The organism is Kitasatospora sp. NPDC004669, from assembly GCF_040609455.1.
Taxonomy (GTDB): Bacteria; Actinomycetota; Actinomycetes; order Streptomycetales; family Streptomycetaceae; genus Kitasatospora.
On the sequence record NZ_JBEXKB010000083.1, the window covers coordinates 1 to 17715 of the forward strand.

Genomic DNA, 17715 nt, shown 5'->3' on the forward strand with positions numbered 1-17715 from the left:
TTCTTTCGTGTTTCCAGCTTATCAGATGTTTTCCGCTCCGTTTACCGGAGTTTCATTCATCGGATTCGCTTTCCGCTTTGCCGCCCCGGTCTCCCGCAGCGACTCCGGAACTGTACGGGGGCCGACCCACCACATGCAAATCGCCCCGCCCTGCTGTCGCAGGACGGGACGATCCGCAGTTCGAACATCGTCAGGCGCGGCCCATCTCCTCGGCGATGGCCGCCGCGAAGGCGTCGATGTCGGCCTCCGTCGTGTCGTAAGCACACATCCACCGGACCTCGCCGGTGTGCTCGTTCCAGAAGTAGAAGCGGTAACGCTTCTGCAGCCGCTCGCTCACCTCGCGCGGGAGGATCGCGAACACCGCGTTCGCCTGGACCGGGCGGACGACCTCGACGCCGTCGATCTTCCGGACCGCCGCCTCCAGCCGGCTGGCCATCGCGTTGGCGTGACCGGCGTTGCGCAGGTAGAGGTCGCCGGAGAGCAGCGCCTCGAACTGGACGGAGAGGAAGCGCATCTTCGAGGCGAGCTGCATCGAGGTCTTGCGCAGGTACTTGATGTTGCGGACCCGCTCCGGGTTGAGCACCACCACGACCTCACCGAACAGCAGGCCGTTCTTCGTCCCGCCGAAGGAGATCACGTCGACGCCCGCGTCCGTGGTGAAGGCGCGCAGCGGCTGGCCGAGCGAGGCGGCCGCGTTGGCCAGGCGGGAGCCGTCGACGTGGACGAGCATGCCGAGCTGGTGGGCGTGCTCGGTGATCGCGCGGATCTCGTCGGCGGTGTAGAGGGTGCCGAGCTCGGTGCTCTGGGTGATGGAGACCGCGAGCGGCTGCGCGCGGTGCTCGTCGCCGAAGCCCCAGGCCTGCTGGTCGAGCAGCTCAGGGGTGAGCTTGCCATCCGGGGTCGGGACGAGGTGGAGCTTGATGCCGCCCATCTTCTCCGGGGCGCCGCCCTCGTCCACGTGGATGTGGGCGGTGTCGGCGCAGACCACGGCGCCCCAGCGCGGCAGCAGCGACTGAAGGGCGACCACGTTGGCGCCGGTGCCGTTGAAGACGGGGTACGCCTCGGCCTTGTCGCCGAAGTGGCGGCGGAAAACGTCCTGCAGGTGCGCCGTGTAGTCGTCCTCGCCGTAGGCGACCTGGTGGCCACCGTTGGCGAGGGCGATCGCGGCGAGGATCTCGGGGTGCACGCCGGCGTAGTTGTCGCTGGCGAAGCCACGGACGGCGGGGTCGTGTCGCCGTACCGCGTCCGTACGGGTGAGGTCGGTCATCGGGCTGTCAGCCACAGGTGCTGTCCGTTCAGTTCTGCTGCGGGGCGGTCCCAGAGGCCCGCCAGGTGGCCGGCGAGGTCGGCGGTGTCGGTGAAGCCGGCGAACTTCGCCTCCGGCTTCTCGGCCCGCATCTCGGGACTGACCAACGCCTTGATCACCAGGATGGCAGCCGCCGCGGTGGGCTCCCCGTCCGGGGAGGTGGTCTCCTTCTTGAAGGAGTCGGCCATGGCGAGGGTCCAGGCCTCCGTGGCCGCCTTGGCGGCCGCGTAGGCGGCGCCGCCCGCAGTGGGCTTGTGGGCGGCCGCGGCGGAGATCATCGCGTAGCGGCCGGCCTGGCTGCGGACCAGCGCGGGCTGGAAGGCCAGCGAGGTGTGCTGGAGGGTGCGCACGACGGTGTCGTGCAGGAAGTCCCAGTCGTCCAGGCGCGTGTCGAAGAAGGTCTTGCTGCCGCGCCAGCCGCCGACCAGGTGGAACAGGCCGTCGACGTGGCCGTGCTCGGCCTCCAGGTGGTCGGCCCAGTCGTGGACCTCCTGCGGGTCGAGCAGGTCGATCACCTGGCCGCTGACCTTGGCGCCGCGCACCGCGATGCGGGTGGCGTCCAGGGCGGACTCCAGCCGCTGGGCGTCGATGTCGGCACCGATCACGGTGGCGCCGTCAGCGGCCAGGCGGCGCAGCACCGCCTGGCCGGCCGGGCCACTGGCCCCGGCGACGGCGATGACCTTGCCGGCGAGCTTGGTGTCGGGGGTGGTGGTCACGCGGCAACTCCCTGGATACCGGCGCCGGTGATGCCGGCGGTGGCGGCGATGACGCCGCCGAGCTTCTTGGACAGGGCCTCGTAGAACATGCTCAGCGGGAACTCGTCCGGGAGCACGGCGTCGCACAGCGCCTTGTTGAGGGCCTTGCCGTCGGTGATGTCGAGCGGCAGCGCCTCGGGGCCCTTGGCCCAGGTGGAGGCCGGGTGCGGGGTGAGGTAGCGGGAGACCAGCTCGTAGGCGGCGATCCAGTGGGCCGGCTTGGGCCGGTCGATGCCGTCGCGGTACAGGGTCTCGATCTCGCCGCAGAGCGCGTTGGTGACCTGCTGGGCGCGGTCCCAGTCGATGCTCAGGCGGTTGTCGCGCCAGCGCAGCGCGTCGTGCTTGTGCAGGTACGCGAAGAGCAGCTGGCCGCCGAGGCCGTCGTAGTTGCGGACGCGGTCACCGCTGACCGGGAAGCGGAACAGGCGGTCGAACAGGATCGCGTACTGGACGTCGCGGGCGTGCGCGTTGCCCTCGCCCTCCAGCTTCACCGCCTCCTTGAAGGTGGTGAGGTCGCAGCGGAGCTCCTCAAGGCCGTACATCCAGAACGGGCTGCGCTGCTTGATCATGAAGGGGTCGAACGGCAGGTCGCCGTGGCTGTGGGTGCGGTCGTGGACGAGGTCCCACAGGACGAAGGTCTCCTGCGCGCGCTGCTGGTCCTTGAGCAGGCCCTCGGCGTCGGCCGGGATCTCCAGGCCGAGCTGCTGGACGGCACTGGTGGAGACGGCGCGGAAGCGGGCGGCCTCGCGGTCGCAGAAGATGCCGCCCCAGGTGAAACGTTCCGGCGCCTTGCGGACGGCGACCGTCTCGGGGAAGAGGACGGCGGAGTTGGTGTCGTAGCCGGCCGTGAAGTCCGTGAAGGTGATCGGCACGAACATCGGGTTGTCGAAGCGGGTGCGCTCCAGCTCCGCGAGCCAGTCGGGCCACACGACCTGCAGCAGGACCGCTTCCAGGTTGCGGTTCGGGTTGCCGTTCTGGGTGTACATCGGGAAGACGACCAGGTGCTCCAGGCCGTCCTCGCGCTGGTCGGCGGGCTGGAAGGCGAGCAGCGAGTCCAGGAAGTCGGGCTGCCGGTAGCCGGTGTCGGCCCACTTGGCAAGGTCGGCGTCGACGGCGGCCAGGTAGGCGGCGTCGTGCGGGAAGTTCGGGGCGAGCTCCTCGATGGTGGCACGGACGGTGGCCACCAGCGGGTCGACGGCGTGCCGCTGAACGGCGGACAGGTCGATCGAGCCGTCCTTGGACTGCAGCGGGCGCAGCGTCTCGACGGCCTCCTTCAGACGCAGCCACGCCGGGTGAGCGGCGAGGGTCGAGACCGGGGCGTCGGCCGCCGCAGCGAGCCTTGGCGAAAGATTCTGCATCGTGGACTCACTTCGACAGGAGTTATTTCAACGGGGACACCATAAGTACGAAAGGTTCTCCCGTTCAAGGGGGCCAGGACAGGCAAAACTCCCGCGCGACGCCGCCGTGGCTCGAAAACCTGCGCCGGGACCCCGCTTGTCCGACATGTGGACGGTGATCTGGATGTCCTGGACAGATGCGCTGTTCTGATGCGAACCTCCCGGCATGTTCCCGGCGGTGATCACGGTGGCCGAACGCCACGACGGCCCGTTCCGGCTGCCCTCCCGTCGGCAGACCGGCTGTCGCTGCCGCACGCGCGGCCGCGGCGGCCGCTGTCACCGCTGTTGTTGATCCGGCCGCTGGTGTCGATCCGGCCGCACTGCTGCCCCCGGTCGCACGGCCGACCTGGCCACACGGCTGCCCCGGCCGCATTGCTGATCCGGCCGCACTGCTGATCCGGCGGTGACCGACCGGCCACCGCCGACCCGGCTGGCGCCTGTCCAGCCCACGGGCGCCGTGGCCCCGGACCCGTACGCCGACCATGCCGCGTGTGTTCCGACGCCGCCACCGGGGGAGGTGACCCGCCGGGACGCGGCCCACCCGGCCCGGCCCGCGCCGCCTCGCCCTCCCGCCTTCCCCCGTCCCCGTCCTGCCCGGCCCTTCCTCTGGAGCGCTGCCATGACCCTCCGCAAGCCGTCCGCCGTACTGCCCCTCGCCGCGCTGGTGGTCGCCGCCGCCGCGCTGACCGCGTGCGCCCCGCAGGACGCCAAGTCCGACGGGCCCGCCGCCTCGGGCACGGCCGGTGCGTCGGCGGGCTGCGCGCCGGGGGCGCTGGCGACGCGTACGGCCGGGAAGCTGACCGTCGGCACCGACAAGCCGGCCTACGACCCGTGGTTCGCCGAGGACAAGCCGGAGAACGGCAAGGGCTTCGAGTCGGCGGTGGCGTACGCCGTGGCGGAGAAGCTGGGCTACCCGAAGGACAAGGTCGGCTGGGTGGTCGCGCCGTTCGGCAAGGCGACCGCGCCGGGCGCCAAGGACTTCGACTTCGACATCAACCAGGTGTCCATCAGCGACGAGCGCAAGCAGGCGGTGGACTTCTCCTCCGGCTACTACAACGTGCGCCAGGCCGTCATCGCGCTGAAGAACTCCAAGGCGGCGAACGCCAAGAGCATCGCCGACCTGAAGGGCGCCAAGCTGGGCGCGCAGGTCGGCACCACGAGCCTGGACACCATCACCGACACCATCAAGCCGAGCACCCAGCCGGCCGTGTTCGACTCCAACGACCTGGCGAAGGCCGCGCTGAAGAACGGTCAGGTCGAGGCGCTGGTGGTGGACCTGCCGACGGCCTTCTACATCACCGGCGCCGAGGTGCCGGAGGCCCAGGTGGTGGGGCAGTTCGAGGCGGCCGCGCAGGGTGAGCAGTTCGGCCTGGTGCTGGACAAGGGCTCCAAGCTGACCGGCTGCGTGTCCCAGGCGGTGGACGCGCTGCGGGCGGACGGGACGCTGGCGAAGCTGGAGAAGCAGTGGCTGTCGGACGCCGTCTCGGCGCCGGTGCTGAAGTGAGCGGGGACGCGGGGCCGGCCGGACCGGTCACCGCCATCGAGGCCCCGGCGGAGAAGGAGGAGAAGAAGGAGGGGTACCGCCCGTCCGAGCGGCGGCTGGCGCACGAGGCGTACCGGCACGGACGGGCCCGGCGCTCGGCGCTGATCGCCACCGCCTCGACCCTGGTGACGGCGGTCGCGCTGTACCTGCTGGTGGTCAACTCCCCCGGCTGGGAGGTGACTCGGCGGACCTTCTTCAACCTGGGCTACGCCCGGCAGGCGCTGCCAGAGGTGCTCAAGGGGTTGCGGCTCAACCTGGAGCTGATGCTCGGCTGCGGGGTGCTGATCCTGGTCTTCGGCCTGCTGCTCGCGGTGCTGCGGACGCTGCGCGGGCCGGTGTTCCTGCCGGTGCGGCTGTTGGCCACGGCGTACGTGGACTTCTTCCTCGGGCTGCCGATGATCATCTGCCTGCTGGTGATGATCACCGGGGTGCCGGCGCTGCGGCTCAGTGGGGTGACCACCGATCCGCTGCTGCTCGGCGGGGCGGCGCTGGTGCTGACGTACTCGGCGTACGTGTCGGAGGTGTTCCGCTCGGGCATCGAGTCGGTGCACCCGAGCCAGCGGGCGGCGGCGCGGTCGCTGGGGCTGACCAATGCCCAGGCGATGCGGTACGTGGTGCTGCCCCAGGCGGTGCGGCGGGTGGTGCCGCCGCTGCTCAACAACCTGGTCAGCCTGCAGAAGGACACCGGTCTCGTCTCGATCGGCGGGGCGATCGACGCGGTGTACGCGGCGAAGATCATCGCGGCACGCTCGTTCAACTTCACGCCGTACCTGGTGGCGGGGCTGGTGTTCATCGTGCTGACCGTTCCGCTGACCCGGTTCGCCGACTGGCTGACCACCCGGATGAACCGTCGGCAGTTGCAGGGAGGGGTCACGTGAGCGAGCGCAGCGAGCGAGCCGTCAAGAGGTGCGAGTCCCGCGAAGCGGCCGCCGAGTGCAGCGAGGTGGGCATATGAGCGAGCGAAGCGAGGTGGGCACATGAGCGGGCCTGAAGTGCTCCGGCTGGAGTCGGTGCGCAAGACCTTCGGCGGCCAGGTAGTGCTGCGCGAGGTGGACCTCGCCGTGCCCGAGCACTCGGTGACGGCGCTGATCGGGGCATCCGGCTCCGGGAAGTCCACGCTCATGCGGTGCGTCAACCTCTTGGAGGGGATCGACGACGGGGCGATCTTCCTGGACGGCGAGGAGATCACCGACCCGCGCGCGGACGAGGACTCCGTACGGCGCCGGATCGGGGTGGTGTTCCAGTCGTACAACCTGTTCCCGCACATGACGGTACTGGAGAACATCACGCTCGCGCCGCGCCGGGTGCACCGGGTCGGACGGGCGGACGCCGAAGCGAAGGCGCTGGAACTGCTGGACCGGCTCGGGCTGGCGGCGAAGGCGAAGGAGTACCCGGACCGGCTCTCCGGCGGACAGCAGCAGCGCGTCGCCATCGTGCGGGCGCTGGCGACCGGGCCCCGGTTGCTGTTGCTCGACGAGATCACCGCGGCGCTCGACCCGGTGCTGGTCGGGGAGGTGCTGTCGGTGGTGCGGGACCTCAAGGAGCAGGGGATGACGATGGTCCTCTCCACCCATGAGATGGGCTTCGCCCGGGAGGTCGCCGACCAGGTCTGCTTCCTGGACGGCGGGGTGGTCCTCGAACAGGGGCCTCCGGAGCAGGTGTTCCGCGATCCTCGGGAGGAGCGGACCCGGCAGTTCCTCAGCCGGGTGGTCGCCTCGGGGCGGCTCCGGGGCTGAGCCGCCCGGTGGGGCTGGGCGGGTGGCGTGGGGAGGGCCGCGCCACAGTGGGCACCACTATGCGCCCCCGTACGCGCCCTGGCCGTGCCGGGGGCGAAGCGGTGATCGTGGACGGAACGACCGTCGCTGCGGACGGGTGTCGGTGGGCGGATGACGGCGAACAGCTGACGGACAACGGATGACGGCTGACAGATTTCGTCAGCCGCCAGCTGTCAGCCGTCAGCTGTCATCTGTTCGCCGCCCGCTGTTCGCCGCCCGCGCCCCGGGAGGCTGCCGTTGCACGGCCCCACCCTGGTCAACTGGCTCCTCGCCCTCCTCACCGCCACCGCCGGCGTCTACTGCCTGACCCGTCTGCGGCATTCCCCCTGCGCCTCCGGCCCCGGCCACACCGGCCGCCGGCTCGCCCGGGAGTCCGACGCCGCCGAGGCCCTGATGGGGCTCGGCATGGCGGCGATGGCCGTCACCGGCGCCACCGTCCCGGCCGCCGTCTGGGCCGGCCTGTTCGGCGCGCCCGCCGCCGCCTTCCTGTTCGCCGCTCTCCACGCCCCCACCGGCCGGGCCCACCGGCTGCACCACGCGGTCGGCGCGCTCGCCATGACGTACATGGCCCTCGCGATGACGGCCTCCCCCGGCGGACACCACCACGCCGCCACCCTAGGCACACCCCCGCTGACCGGCGCCCTGTTGCTCTACTTCGGCGGCTACGCCCTCTGGGCCGGCGCCCGGCTGCTGCGCACCCCTGCCGGCACCCTCGCGCTCGGCACCACCGGCCTGCCGCAGGCCTGCCGACTCGCCATGGGCATCGGCATGTTCGCCATGCTCCTGACGATGTGACGTCCGCGCAACCGCCCTCCCCCGCGAATGAAGCGCCGCACCCTCGCGTGGCGTTGGTCACTGGCCGGCCGAAAGCCGTTCCACCGGGCATCGACAGCGCATAGGTTGGCAGGGAGCGCGTTGTCGCGTTCCGTGCGTACTCGGGGAGCCCATGGGATGACTGCCCTGATCGGCCTGCTGCTGCTCGGACTGCTGCTCTCGACCGTCGCGCCCCGACGGCTGGCCCGAGCCCGCTGGGTGGAGCGTGAACCCGTGCTGGCGCTGCTGGTGTGGCAGTGCCTGGTAGTGGCCGTGCTGCTGTGCTGCGCACTGAGTCTGGTCCTCGCCGCCTCCGCCGCCCTACCCGAACTGCGCGCCCTGGTGTTCACGGGCGCCCCGCACGGTGTGGAGGCCGCGTACGGCCTGCAGGACGCCGAGGGCTGGGGCCGGCTGTGCGCCGTGGTGCTGGCGGCGGGCGCGCTCCAGACGGTGCTGGCGATCACCCGCGAGGCCCGTACGGCCAAGGCCCTGCGCGACCGTCGGCACGCCCAACTGGCGACCCGCGCACCGGAGTTGCCCGAGGCGATCGCGGCCGCCCGGAGCCGCCGGGAGCGGCTGGTGGTGCTGGAGAACGTCCGCCCCGAGGCCTGGTCGCTGCCCGGCCCGAACTCCCGCCTGGTGGTCACCACCGGCGCCCTCCAGCAGCTCACCGACCGGGAGTTGGCGGCCGTGCTGAGCCATGAGCGCGGGCACGTCCGGGCCCGGCACCACCTGCTGCAACAGTTCGCCCAGGCGCTCGCCTCCGGCTTCCCCGGTGTCGGCGTGTTCAGCACCTTCCGGGACCAAGTGGCGGAACTGATCGAGCTGGCCGCCGACGACCGGGCCGCACGCCGCCACGGCCGGCACACCACCGCCCTCGCGCTGGCCGAACTCAACCTGGACCGCGGGGTGTTCGGCTCCTGCCCGCCCGGCCTGGCGCAGTCCCCGAAGCGGGTCGACCGGTTGCTCGCGGGCCGTCCGCGACTCTCCGTGCCGCGTCGACTGCGGCTCACTCTGCTCGCCCTCGCCGCGCCCGCCACGGCCGTCCTGCTGGCCGTCGCCCCGGGGCTCAACTCACTACTCTGAGCTAAGCAGTTGACGCCAGGTCAGTCGGCGTCCGACTCCCCGCAGGCCGGTCCGGACACCCCGCCGAGGGTCAGCCGGAGCACTTCGCGGTGGAGCGGCCGGGCCTGCTCGTAGCGTTCCCGCCCAGCCTCGGTCAGGGCGAGCATGACGCCCCGCCGGTCGCTCTCACACATGGCCCGGGTGACCAGTCCACCCTTCTCCAGCCGAGCCATCAGCCGGGACAGCGCACTCTGGCTCAGATGAACGGTGGGTGCCAGCTCGGCCACCCGCAACGCGGGGCGGCCGTCCACCTCACACCCCTCCACAAGACGCTCCAGTACCTCGAACTCGCTCATGCCCAGCCCGTACTTGTCGCCCAGCTCGCGGTCGAGCATGCAGGCGGCGGCGGCATGGCGGGCCAGCAGCTCGCGCCATGCCGCGACGAGACCGGCCTCTGCCGGGGAGTCGAGCGCCGGGGAATCGAGTTCAGCCACGCCGCCACCCTAGCACGTGCATCGTCAATTTATGCGTTCACATCTAATTCATTTGCATTGAATGCATGCGCATGTACTGTCCTCTCCATGACCACCGCGACCGTCACGTCACCCGACGCCCCGTCAACCAGCGGGCTGAACTGGACTCCCCGCCTCTGGGGCACCCTGATCGTGCTCTGCGCCGCCATGTTCCTGGACGCCCTGGACGTCTCGATGGTGGGCGTCGCCCTCCCCTCCATCGGCTCCGAGCTGCACCTCTCGACCTCCGCCCTGCAATGGGTGGTCTCCGGCTACGTGCTCGGCTACGGCGGCCTCCTCCTGCTCGGCGGACGCGCCGCCGACCTGCTCGGCCGCCGCCGGGTCTTCCTGATCGCCCTGTCCGCCTTCGCCGCCGCCTCGCTGATCGGCGGCCTGGTCGACGACGGCGGCCTGCTGATCGCGGCCCGCTTCCTCAAGGGTGTCAGCGCCGCCTTCACCGCCCCGGCCGGCCTGTCGATCATCACCACGACCTTCGCCGAGGGCCCCGCCCGCAACCGGGCGCTGTCGATCTACACCACCTGCGGCGCCAGCGGCTTCTCGCTCGGCCTGGTGCTCAGCGGCCTGCTCACCTCGGTCGGCTGGCGCTGGACCTTCCTGATGCCCGTCCCGGTCGCGCTGCTCGCCCTGGCGTTCGCCGTCCGCCTGCTCCCCCGCCCGGTCGAGGAGCCCGCCAAGGGCGGCTACGACGCGCTCGGCGCGATCACCGGCACCGCGACCGTCCTGCTGCTGGTGTTCACCGTCACCGAGGCCCAGGGCGCCGGCTGGCTGAGCCTGCGCACCCTCGGCTCGCTGGCCGTGGTGATCGCGCTGGCCGCCGTCTTCCTGCTGATCGAGAGCCGCACCGCCCATCCGCTGGTCCGGCTCGGCATCTTCCGCAACGGTTCGGTCGCCCGGGCCAACGTGGTCGCATTCGCGATGACCGGCGCCTACGGCGGCTTCCAGTTCGTCGTCACGCTCTACCTGCAGCACCTGCTCGGCTGGTCGGCCCTGCAGATGGCCCTCGGACTGCTCCCGGCCGGCGCGTTCATCGCGCTCTCGGCGCCGTTCATGGGCCCGATCGTGGACCGCTTCGGCACCGGCCGACTGCTGCCGATCGGTGTGCTGGCCCTGGTCGCCGCCTTCGCCCTGTTCCTGCGCCTGGACGAGCACAGCTCCTACCCGGTGCTGATGCTGCCCTCGATGCTGCTGCTCGGCGTGGGCTTCGCGCTGGCCTTCCCGTCGGTGAACATCGCCGCCACCGACGGCGTGGCAGACGAGGAGCAGGGCCTGGCCTCGGGCCTGGTGAACACCGCGATCCAGGTCGGCACCGCGGTGGTGCTGGCCGGGGCGACCGCGATGATCACGGCCGGCAGTGCCGGCGGTGACAGCCCGCAGGCCCAGCTGGACGGCTACCGGCCGGCGCTGGTCTTCGTCACCGCGGTCGCACTGGTCGGCCTGCTCGTCGCCGCGGTGGGCGCGCTGGTGGACCGGCGACGGAATTCAACTCCCGCGTCGGTGCCGGATTATGATTATCCGCCTGTCGGGTCGACCACGGCCCGGGCCGAAGTCCTGACCGAGCACTGACCCGCACCGGCCTCACCCACGACCGACCCCTGGTCGTCAGCCGTCGGCGCCGGCTCCACCAAACCCCCGTATTGGTGGAGCCGGCCGTCTTCGTATCCGGCCGCGCGGGCGGCGCCCGTCAGGGCACGGTTCCACGGCGCGGCTGCCGGCTCCGTAAGTATATTGACTCGGAGCCAACGAACGTTCGGAGCAGACACGATGGCACCTCGCGGGGATTCGGTCAATGAGGAGATGCGGCAGCGCTCCCGCCGACGCATCATGCGGGCCACCGTCGAGCTGGTTGACCAGCACGGTTACGCGGGCACCACGCTGACCGACATCGCCGAGCGGGCCGGACTCGCCCGCGGCCTGGTCTCGTACTACTTCGACGGCAAACGGCTGCTGATGCAGTCCGCGACACACCGGATGATGCACCGGACGCTGTCGGGCGCCCTGGCCGAGCTGCCGCCGGACGCCTCCCCCGAGGCTCGGCTGGCCCGCGCCATCGACGCCGTGCTCGGACTCGCGCTGGAACACCCGCGGGTGATGCGCTCCCACCTGGCACTGATCCTCGACCCGGACACCGGCGCCTTCGTCCAGGACCCGGAACAGCAGCAACTCGGCGCCATCCTCCAAGGGTTGCTGCAGGACTGGGGCGCGCCGGATCCGGTCGCCGAGCACGCGGTGCTACGCAGCGCGCTCATGGGCGGCTGCATCGGCGTACTGCTGCCGGGCGCGGAGATCCCGTTGGCGCCGATCCGGTCGGACCTGTTCCGCCGCTACGACCTGGCCTGGGAACTCGGGTGCCCGCCGCAGCCGCTGCCGCCGGAACGCGAACGGCCGCCGGCCCGCGGTTGACGGCGGGTGGGCGGCTGGGCCGGCCCCTCAGGGGGTCGGCCGATCGGTCTGCTGCGGAGGATCGGAGCGTTTTGGACGATGCGCCTGCCAGGCAGGACCGGTCCGCTGCGGTGGGGCCGCCGAGGCCCCGCCCGTCCGGGACTCAGCGTTCCTTCAGGATCGAGGCCAGCAGGTCTATGGTGCGCTCGGGCGTGAGACTGTCCACGCAGAGCCGCTCCATGACCTGGATGTAGGCGTCGACGTCGTCCCGCTTGTCCAGGTAGAGCGCGCTGGTGAGCTGCTCCAGGTAGACCACGTCCGCGAGGTCCTGCTCCGGGAAGCGCAGGATGGTGAACGCACCGGACTCCCCGGCGTGCGCACCGAAGCGGAACGGCATGACCTGGATCACCACGTTGGCCTGCTCGGCGACGTCGATCAGGTACTGCACCTGACCGCGCATCACCTTGGGTCCGCCGACCGGCCGGCGCAGCGCGGCCTCGTCGATCACCGCCCACAGACGCGGGTTGGCGCCCTCGGTCAGCAACTTCTGGCGGCGCAGGCGGAGGCTGACCCGCCGCTCGACCTCCTCCTCGCTGATGACCGGCCGACTCTGGCCGAAAACCGCCCGTGCGTACTCCTCGGACTGCAGCAGTCCGGGGATGAACTGCACCTCGTAGGTGCGGATCAGCTGGGCGGCCTCCTCCAGGCCGACGTAGGTCTGGAACCAGCCCGGCAGCACGTCGTTGAAGCTGTGCCACCAGCCGGATTTGTTGGCCTCGCGGACCAGGCCGAGCAGGGCCTCCCGCTCCAGGCCGTCGTCCACGCCGTACAGGCTGAGCAGGTCGGCGACGTCGCGCTCCTTGAAGCTGACGCGGCCGAGCTCCATACGGCTGATCTTGGACTCGGAGGCGCGGATCGCGTAGCCCGCGTCCTCACGGGTGATGCCGCGCGCCTCGCGCAAGCGGCGGAGCTGCGAGCCGAGGAGGATCCGGCGGACCATCGAGCCGCCGCCCGGCTGAACTGTGGTCATGCGGTCGAAACCTCCACCTAGGGCAAACAGCGCACAGTCTGCCATCAGTTGAGCGCTCACGGTGCCGATACTGACGGATGTTCCTATCAGTTCTACACTCCGCACACCAGGATGCACGTGCATCCGGCGCTTGCATATGCCAATAGTGCGACTGCACGTGAATCGACTCTTGCATCTGCAGTGAGCGCACACCACCATGGTGCACGTGCACCTGCACATCCCTGGCAATCCCGCGGGCTCCGCGTCGACCCCACGCGCGACTCCGTGCACCGACCCGGCGACGTCCCCCGCGCCATCGGGCGTTCGAGTGCGCGCGCGCCTGGTCGAGGGGGCGGCCGAGCGGCCGAGCGAGTCGGAGGTGACCGGCATGACCCCGGCGGGTCCAGCCGTGTCCGCCCCCTTATGGGAGGAGCTCTTCATGAGCACCGGTACGGCTTTGGCGGTTGACCCCCATGTGGTCACCTGTACGCTCGCTCCTCGCTTCGAAGCCGTCAGAACCGCGCGCGACTTCGCCCGGACCACTCTTCAGTGCTGGAGCCTGATGGAGCTGTTCGACGATGTCGCGCTGGTGGCCTCGGAACTCGTGACCAACGCGCTCCGGCATGCGATCGGCGCACGGCCCGACCCGTCGGGCGGCGCCCTGGGCGAGTACGACTTTCCCACACGGCCGGCCCCGGACGGGCGGCTGCCGATCCGAATGAGCCTGGTGCACCGCGCACCCCAGGTGGTCTGCGCGGTGAGCGATCCGAGCAACATCGGACCGGTCGCCCGGGAAGCGGACTTCGTCGCCGAATCCGGCCGCGGGCTGCACCTGGTGGAGTCGTTCAGTCGCTCCTGGGGCTGGCACCCGCTGGGCAGCGGCAAGGTGGTCTGGGCCATGTTCGAGGCGGAGCCGGCCGAGGGCGGCGGACTCGACGGACATATCGAAATCGGTGGACGGCACCGGCGCTCGGCCTAGCGCCGCACGGCGCGCGGCCGGCCGAGGGACAACCCGGGAGGACGGCACCCCGGGCCCTTCAGCCAGGCCTTCGGGCCCTGCGGCGTCGGCCCGCCTCCGATCCCGGTTCCGGTTACCGGCGTCGAACGCGCCGACCCCGGCCCGGTGTGCCCCGGCCCAGGCCCTGCACGAAGCGGCGCCGCATGATCCGGCGCCCTATGACCTCGCCCCGTGCGACCTCGCGCCACCGCATGACCTGCGGGAGGGCCCGCGAGGAAAAGACAAAGGCCGTCGTGGTGTCAGCACCCACGACGGCCCCCCGATGGTGAAGCGGCGACCGGTCAGACCGCCAGGTGGTCGAACTCCCCGTCCTTGGCCCCCAGCAGCAGGGCGGCGATCTCCGCCCGGGTGTAGATGAGCGCCGGACCGTCCGGGAAGCGCGAGTTGCGCATCGCCACGTCGCCGCCCGGCAGGGCCGCGAACTCGACGCAGTTGCCCTGGGAGTTGCTGTGTCGGCTCTTCTGCCAGACCACCCCCTTGAGGTCGGCGGCGGCCATCCCGTTGAAGGTGTGGTTCGAGCCGTGCATGTCCTGCGAGTCGTGCATAGAAGTCTCCCGAAGAGCTCCGGAGTTGTCGTCCAGCGCGGCGCCCCGGCACCGCCGAACGAACGGACCGGCCCCGTACCGGCCCGGCACAACGCCTCACTTGACGCGATGATAGCCGCAGTGCACGTGCATCAGCACGGGACATTGCAGGTGCACGAGGCTTTTTACCAGCCGCCTCGAACTCTTCACGGCCCCTTCTCCTGGCGGTACGTAAGCGGACATAGTCGACTGAATCGACGGGTTGTCGATAACCGGCCGTGAGCGGCCCCCCGCTGAATGTTGATCTTCGAACGCCGGGAGTCGCACCTCTGTGACGCTCCGTCAGGCCACTCTCCGGCTGTGAGACATCTCACGCGCCACAGGTGCAACTGGACACCCCGTGCGGCACGTCAGGGCAACTGCCGACATCCACGCGGGGATTGGGCGAGGAATGTCCGGATTGTAGGCAAATCGCCCGGACCGGCGCGGCGGAGACACGGCCTCCGCACCGCGACCACCCGAAACCCGTACGGCAGCCGACTGCAGGCCTGACGGGCAGATGTCCTACGATCTCCGGCATGAGCACCGCAGCCATCCCGGGCGCGCCACTGCCCGTCCGTACTCCAGGCTCCCGTGCGCGGGGGCGCCACCGTCGCCCCGAGCGCCCCGAGATCCCCACCGGTTCGCCGGCCCTGGTGCTCGCCGTGCCCGCGACCGCCGGGCCCGAGTCCCGTTCGGTCGTCGAGGAACTGCTGTCGATCGTCCGCAGCGAGCACACCGGCGTCCAGGCCGCCGTCGGCTACCTCCCGGCGGACGGCGCCGAGGGCGCGGATGGGGACGGGGACGACCGCACCGTCGCCGAGCTGCTGGCCGTGGCCGCCGAGGCCGGCCTGCCCACGCCCGTCGTGGTGCCGCTGGTACCGGGGCCGCACGGCTTCCTGACCGAACTTCACGCCCTCGCCGCCGAGCACGGCGCGACCGTCACCGACACGCTGGGCCCGCACCCACTGCTGGCCGAGGCCGTGCACGTGCGACTGTCCGAGGCCGGGCTGGCCCGGGCCGACCGGGCCCGGCTGTTCGCCATCGCGACTGCCGCGGACGGCGTGGTCCTGACCACCGTCGGCGGCGAGGACGCGGCCGCCGCGGCCGGGATCACCGGCGTGCTGCTGGCCGCCCGACTGGCCGTCCCGGTCGTCGCCGCGGCGCTCGACGTGCCCGGCTCGGTGGCCGCGGCCGTCAACCACCTCAAGGAGACCGGAGCCCAGCGCCCCGCGCTGGCCCCGCTGGTGATCGGGCCCGAGGCCGACTCGGAGCTGCTCGCCACGGCCGCCGAGGAGACCGGCTGCCCGTCGGCGGCGCCGCTGGGCGCCTACCCGACCGTCGGCCAGCTGATCGCCTCCACCTACCTGGCCGCGCTGCCGGCGCCGTCGGCGGAGGAGCTGGCCCGGGCCGAGGCGGAGGCCGCGGCCGCCGCCGGGGCCGAGGAGGGCTCGCGCGGCGCCCACGCGGCCACCCAGGGGCCCCTGGAGGCCTAGCAGGCGGCCAGTGACGACCGTCGCGCACTCGCGCGCGCCGAAGGGCCCGGAACGGCTTCGTTCCGGGCCCTTCGGCATGCCCGCTTCTCCCGCCCTCACCCCGCGCCTGCCGCTTGTCCCGGTACGGGAATTACGGGAATTAGGAGAACAATGGTGCGACATGTCCGTTATGTCACCTTTTGGGCGGGAATGCCGGGCGCGCATTCCGGCACTCGAATCACGACCACTCCCCCGCCGAGCCGGGCGTGCTGTCGCACGCTTCCACGCTCCGTCACCTCACCCCTGAGGCGAAGACAATTGCGGGAATCCACAGCCACATTGCCGGAAAATGATCATTTATGATCATGATTCGTGTCCGATTTGGCAATTTCCACTAAACCGTGATGCGCATCACAGATATTTGCAGTTTGAACTTAAGTCTGCTTAACGTGCTCCCCGTTCGTGACCACACGAACCCAGTTCATCCGCAACGCCGAGTCCTGCCGTCGGATGTCCTGGCAGCGCGAAAACGCACCACGGCAGGAGCGGGGGAACCACAGGTAAGTCGCCCCGGGCAGTTCCTCGGAACGGTCCAGGGCTAGGGGTGAAGCCGCGCCCACAGCGCGGCCGGGCAACTCCGGCCCGAATCCGACAGCTCACCTCGCAGGCGTGGGAGAGGACCGCGTCTTCATGCTGCCCACCAACGGCACCCGCCTGCCCAGCCGTACCCGTCGCGTGATCGCCACCCTCGGCGTCGCGGGCGTCGGCCTCACCGTCCCCTGCCTCACCACCGGCACCGCCAACGCCGCCTCCGTCGCCACCTGGGAGAAGGTCGCCCAGTGCGAGAGCAGCGGCAACTGGGCCATCAACACCGGCAACGGCTTCTACGGCGGCCTGCAGTTCACCTCCAGCACCTGGGCCGCCTTCGGCGGTGCCGCGTACGCCCCGGAGGCCAACCTCGCCACCGAGGACCAGCAGATCGCCGTCGCCGAGAAGGTCCTCGCCTCGCAGGGCCCCGGCGCCTGGCCCGTCTGCTCGATCCAGGCCGGTCTGACCAAGGGCGGTGCCCCGGCCGCCGTCGGCACCTCCGCCGCCACGGCCGCCAAGCCCGCCGCCAAGCCCACGCAGAGCCAGGCCCCGGCCGCGAAGCCCGCCAAGCCGGCCGCGCCCGCCCAGGAGCAGACCCAGTCCTCCACCGACTCCGCCAACGGCGACCGGGCGCAGAAGCCTCAGGCCCAGGCCCAGAGCGGCGACTACACCGTCGTCGCGGGCGACTGGCTTTCCTCGATCGCCGGCAAGCACAACGTCCAGGGCGGTTGGCAGCGGCTGTACGACCTCAACCGCAGCACCCTGACCGAGGGCCCGGACACCATCTACCCCGGCCAGCGCCTGACCTTCGGTGACGGCGACCAGGCCCAGGCCGACAAGTCCTCCTCCACCGGATCCGGCTCGGACTTCAGCTGGTTCAACCGCTCCCAGAAGGCCGGCCAGGCCGCGAACGGCGGTGCCGTGAACGCCAAGCCGACCGCCCAGACCCAGGCCGCGAAGCCGGCCACTCAGGCCCCGACCCAGGCCGCGAAGCCGGCCACTCAGGCCCCGGCCGCGAAGCCGGCCACTCAGGCCCCGACCCAGGCCGCGAAGCCGGCCACTCAGGCCCCGGCCCAGGCCGCCACCGGCAGCATGGCCGCCGCGGTGTCCTTCGCCGAGTCCAAGGTCGGCCAGGCCTACGTCTACGGCGGCACCGGCAACGGCGGCTGGGACTGCTCCGGCCTGACCCAGGCCGCGCTGCGCGCCGCGGGCGTCAACATCCCGCGCATCGCCGCCGACCAGGCCGCCGCCAGCACCCACGTCTCGCTGGACAGCCTGAAGCCGGGCGACCTGCTCTTCTGGTCGAACAACGGTCAGGACTCCGGCGTCTACCACGTCGCGATCTACATCGGCGGCGGCAAGTACGTCGAGGCGGCCAACCCGAGCGCGGGCGTCCGCGAGCAGACCATCGCCAACTGGGCCCCGGACTTCGCCGGCCGGGTCTGAGCAACGGCGAACCGGCAGCCGCCGGCCGGCAGCTGACGTGTAGCGGATGA

At 71.3% G+C, this 17715-nt stretch carries 16 protein-coding genes and 1 riboswitch; of the genes, 10 read left to right on the plus strand and 6 right to left on the minus strand.

Annotated elements, in window-relative coordinates:
- Nucleotides 1-190 precede the first annotated feature (190 nt).
- Genes ABZW30_RS40045 through ABZW30_RS40055 form a run of 3 tightly spaced genes read right to left on the minus strand, consistent with a single transcriptional unit; the run spans nt 191 to nt 3419 of the window.
- Complete coding sequence (locus ABZW30_RS40045) at nt 191-1267, minus strand: low specificity L-threonine aldolase (RefSeq protein ID WP_355676254.1); 1077 nt, start codon at nt 1265-1267, stop codon at nt 191-193.
- Entirely contained in the window at nt 1264-2022 is a 759-nt protein-coding gene (locus ABZW30_RS40050; protein WP_355676229.1) for an SDR family NAD(P)-dependent oxidoreductase, read from the minus strand. Before ABZW30_RS40050 ends, ABZW30_RS40045 begins: the two co-directional genes overlap by 4 nt.
- The gene (locus ABZW30_RS40055; protein ID WP_355676230.1) at nt 2019-3419 is read right to left on the minus strand and encodes a DUF6421 family protein; all 1401 of its coding nucleotides are present in this window, start codon (nt 3417-3419) and stop codon (nt 2019-2021) included. The genes ABZW30_RS40050 and ABZW30_RS40055 overlap by 4 nt, the downstream gene beginning before the upstream one ends.
- Before the next feature lie 658 nt (nt 3420-4077).
- Here ABZW30_RS40055 and ABZW30_RS40060 point away from each other — a divergent pair.
- The 5 genes from ABZW30_RS40060 (at nt 4078) to ABZW30_RS40080 (ending at nt 8675) form a co-directional block, all read left to right on the plus strand.
- Entirely contained in the window at nt 4078-4962 is an 885-nt protein-coding gene (locus ABZW30_RS40060) for an ABC transporter substrate-binding protein (protein WP_355676231.1), read from the plus strand.
- 35 nt (nt 4963-4997) lie between these two features.
- Complete coding sequence (locus ABZW30_RS40065; protein WP_355676255.1) at nt 4998-5879, plus strand: amino acid ABC transporter permease; 882 nt, start codon at nt 4998-5000, stop codon at nt 5877-5879.
- Nucleotides 5880-5978: 99 nt separating this feature from the next.
- A complete protein-coding gene (locus ABZW30_RS40070; protein ID WP_355676232.1) occupies nt 5979-6737 on the plus strand; it encodes an amino acid ABC transporter ATP-binding protein in 759 nt (252 codons plus the stop codon).
- 276 nt (nt 6738-7013) lie between these two features.
- On the plus strand, nt 7014-7571 hold the full coding sequence (locus tag ABZW30_RS40075) for a DUF5134 domain-containing protein (protein ID WP_355676233.1): 558 nt from the start codon (nt 7014-7016) through the stop codon (nt 7569-7571).
- A gap of 156 nt (nt 7572-7727) precedes the next feature.
- Nucleotides 7728-8675, plus strand: a complete 948-nt coding sequence (locus ABZW30_RS40080) for a M56 family metallopeptidase (protein WP_355676234.1) — start codon at nt 7728-7730, stop codon at nt 8673-8675.
- Between the two features lie 20 nt (nt 8676-8695).
- Here the strand turns inward: ABZW30_RS40080 and ABZW30_RS40085 are convergent, their stop codons facing one another.
- Nucleotides 8696-9148: a MarR family transcriptional regulator gene (locus ABZW30_RS40085; protein WP_355676235.1), complete on the minus strand. Its 453-nt coding sequence runs from the start codon at nt 9146-9148 to the stop codon at nt 8696-8698.
- Nucleotides 9149-9235: 87 nt separating this feature from the next.
- Here ABZW30_RS40085 and ABZW30_RS40090 point away from each other — a divergent pair, with 87 nt between their 5' ends.
- Together ABZW30_RS40090 and ABZW30_RS40095 are read left to right on the plus strand one after the other, a co-directional pair.
- Nucleotides 9236-10750 carry an MFS transporter gene (locus ABZW30_RS40090; protein ID WP_355676236.1) on the plus strand — a complete coding sequence of 505 codons (1515 nt, stop codon included), beginning with the start codon at nt 9236-9238 and terminating at the stop codon, nt 10748-10750.
- A gap of 231 nt (nt 10751-10981) precedes the next feature.
- Nucleotides 10982-11587, plus strand: coding sequence for a TetR family transcriptional regulator (locus ABZW30_RS40095; RefSeq protein WP_355676237.1), 606 nt, complete (start codon nt 10982-10984; stop codon nt 11585-11587).
- A 142-nt stretch (nt 11588-11729) separates the two neighbouring features.
- On the opposite strand, the gene ABZW30_RS40100 is transcribed toward ABZW30_RS40095, so the two are convergent.
- A complete protein-coding gene (locus ABZW30_RS40100) occupies nt 11730-12596 on the minus strand; it encodes a helix-turn-helix transcriptional regulator (protein ID WP_355676238.1) in 867 nt (288 codons plus the stop codon).
- Nucleotides 12597-13014: 418 nt separating this feature from the next.
- Between ABZW30_RS40100 and ABZW30_RS40105 the strand changes: the two genes are divergently transcribed.
- Complete coding sequence (locus ABZW30_RS40105) at nt 13015-13554, plus strand: ATP-binding protein (protein WP_355676239.1); 540 nt, start codon at nt 13015-13017, stop codon at nt 13552-13554.
- 320 nt (nt 13555-13874) lie between these two features.
- Here the strand turns inward: ABZW30_RS40105 and ABZW30_RS40110 are convergent, their stop codons facing one another.
- Nucleotides 13875-14138 carry a DUF397 domain-containing protein gene (locus ABZW30_RS40110; RefSeq protein WP_355676240.1) on the minus strand — a complete coding sequence of 88 codons (264 nt, stop codon included), beginning with the start codon at nt 14136-14138 and terminating at the stop codon, nt 13875-13877.
- 557 nt (nt 14139-14695) lie between these two features.
- On the opposite strand from ABZW30_RS40110, the gene ABZW30_RS40115 reads away from it, so the two are divergent.
- Complete coding sequence (locus tag ABZW30_RS40115; protein WP_355676241.1) at nt 14696-15652, plus strand: hypothetical protein; 957 nt, start codon at nt 14696-14698, stop codon at nt 15650-15652.
- A 460-nt stretch (nt 15653-16112) separates the two neighbouring features.
- Nucleotides 16113-16314: riboswitch (cyclic di-AMP (ydaO/yuaA leader) on the plus strand.
- Nucleotides 16301-17665 (plus strand): transglycosylase family protein, encoded by a 1365-nt coding sequence (locus ABZW30_RS40120; protein WP_355676242.1) that lies wholly within the window; start codon nt 16301-16303, stop codon nt 17663-17665. Its footprint overlaps the riboswitch before it by 14 nt.
- The last annotated feature ends 50 nt before the right edge of the window (nt 17666-17715 follow it).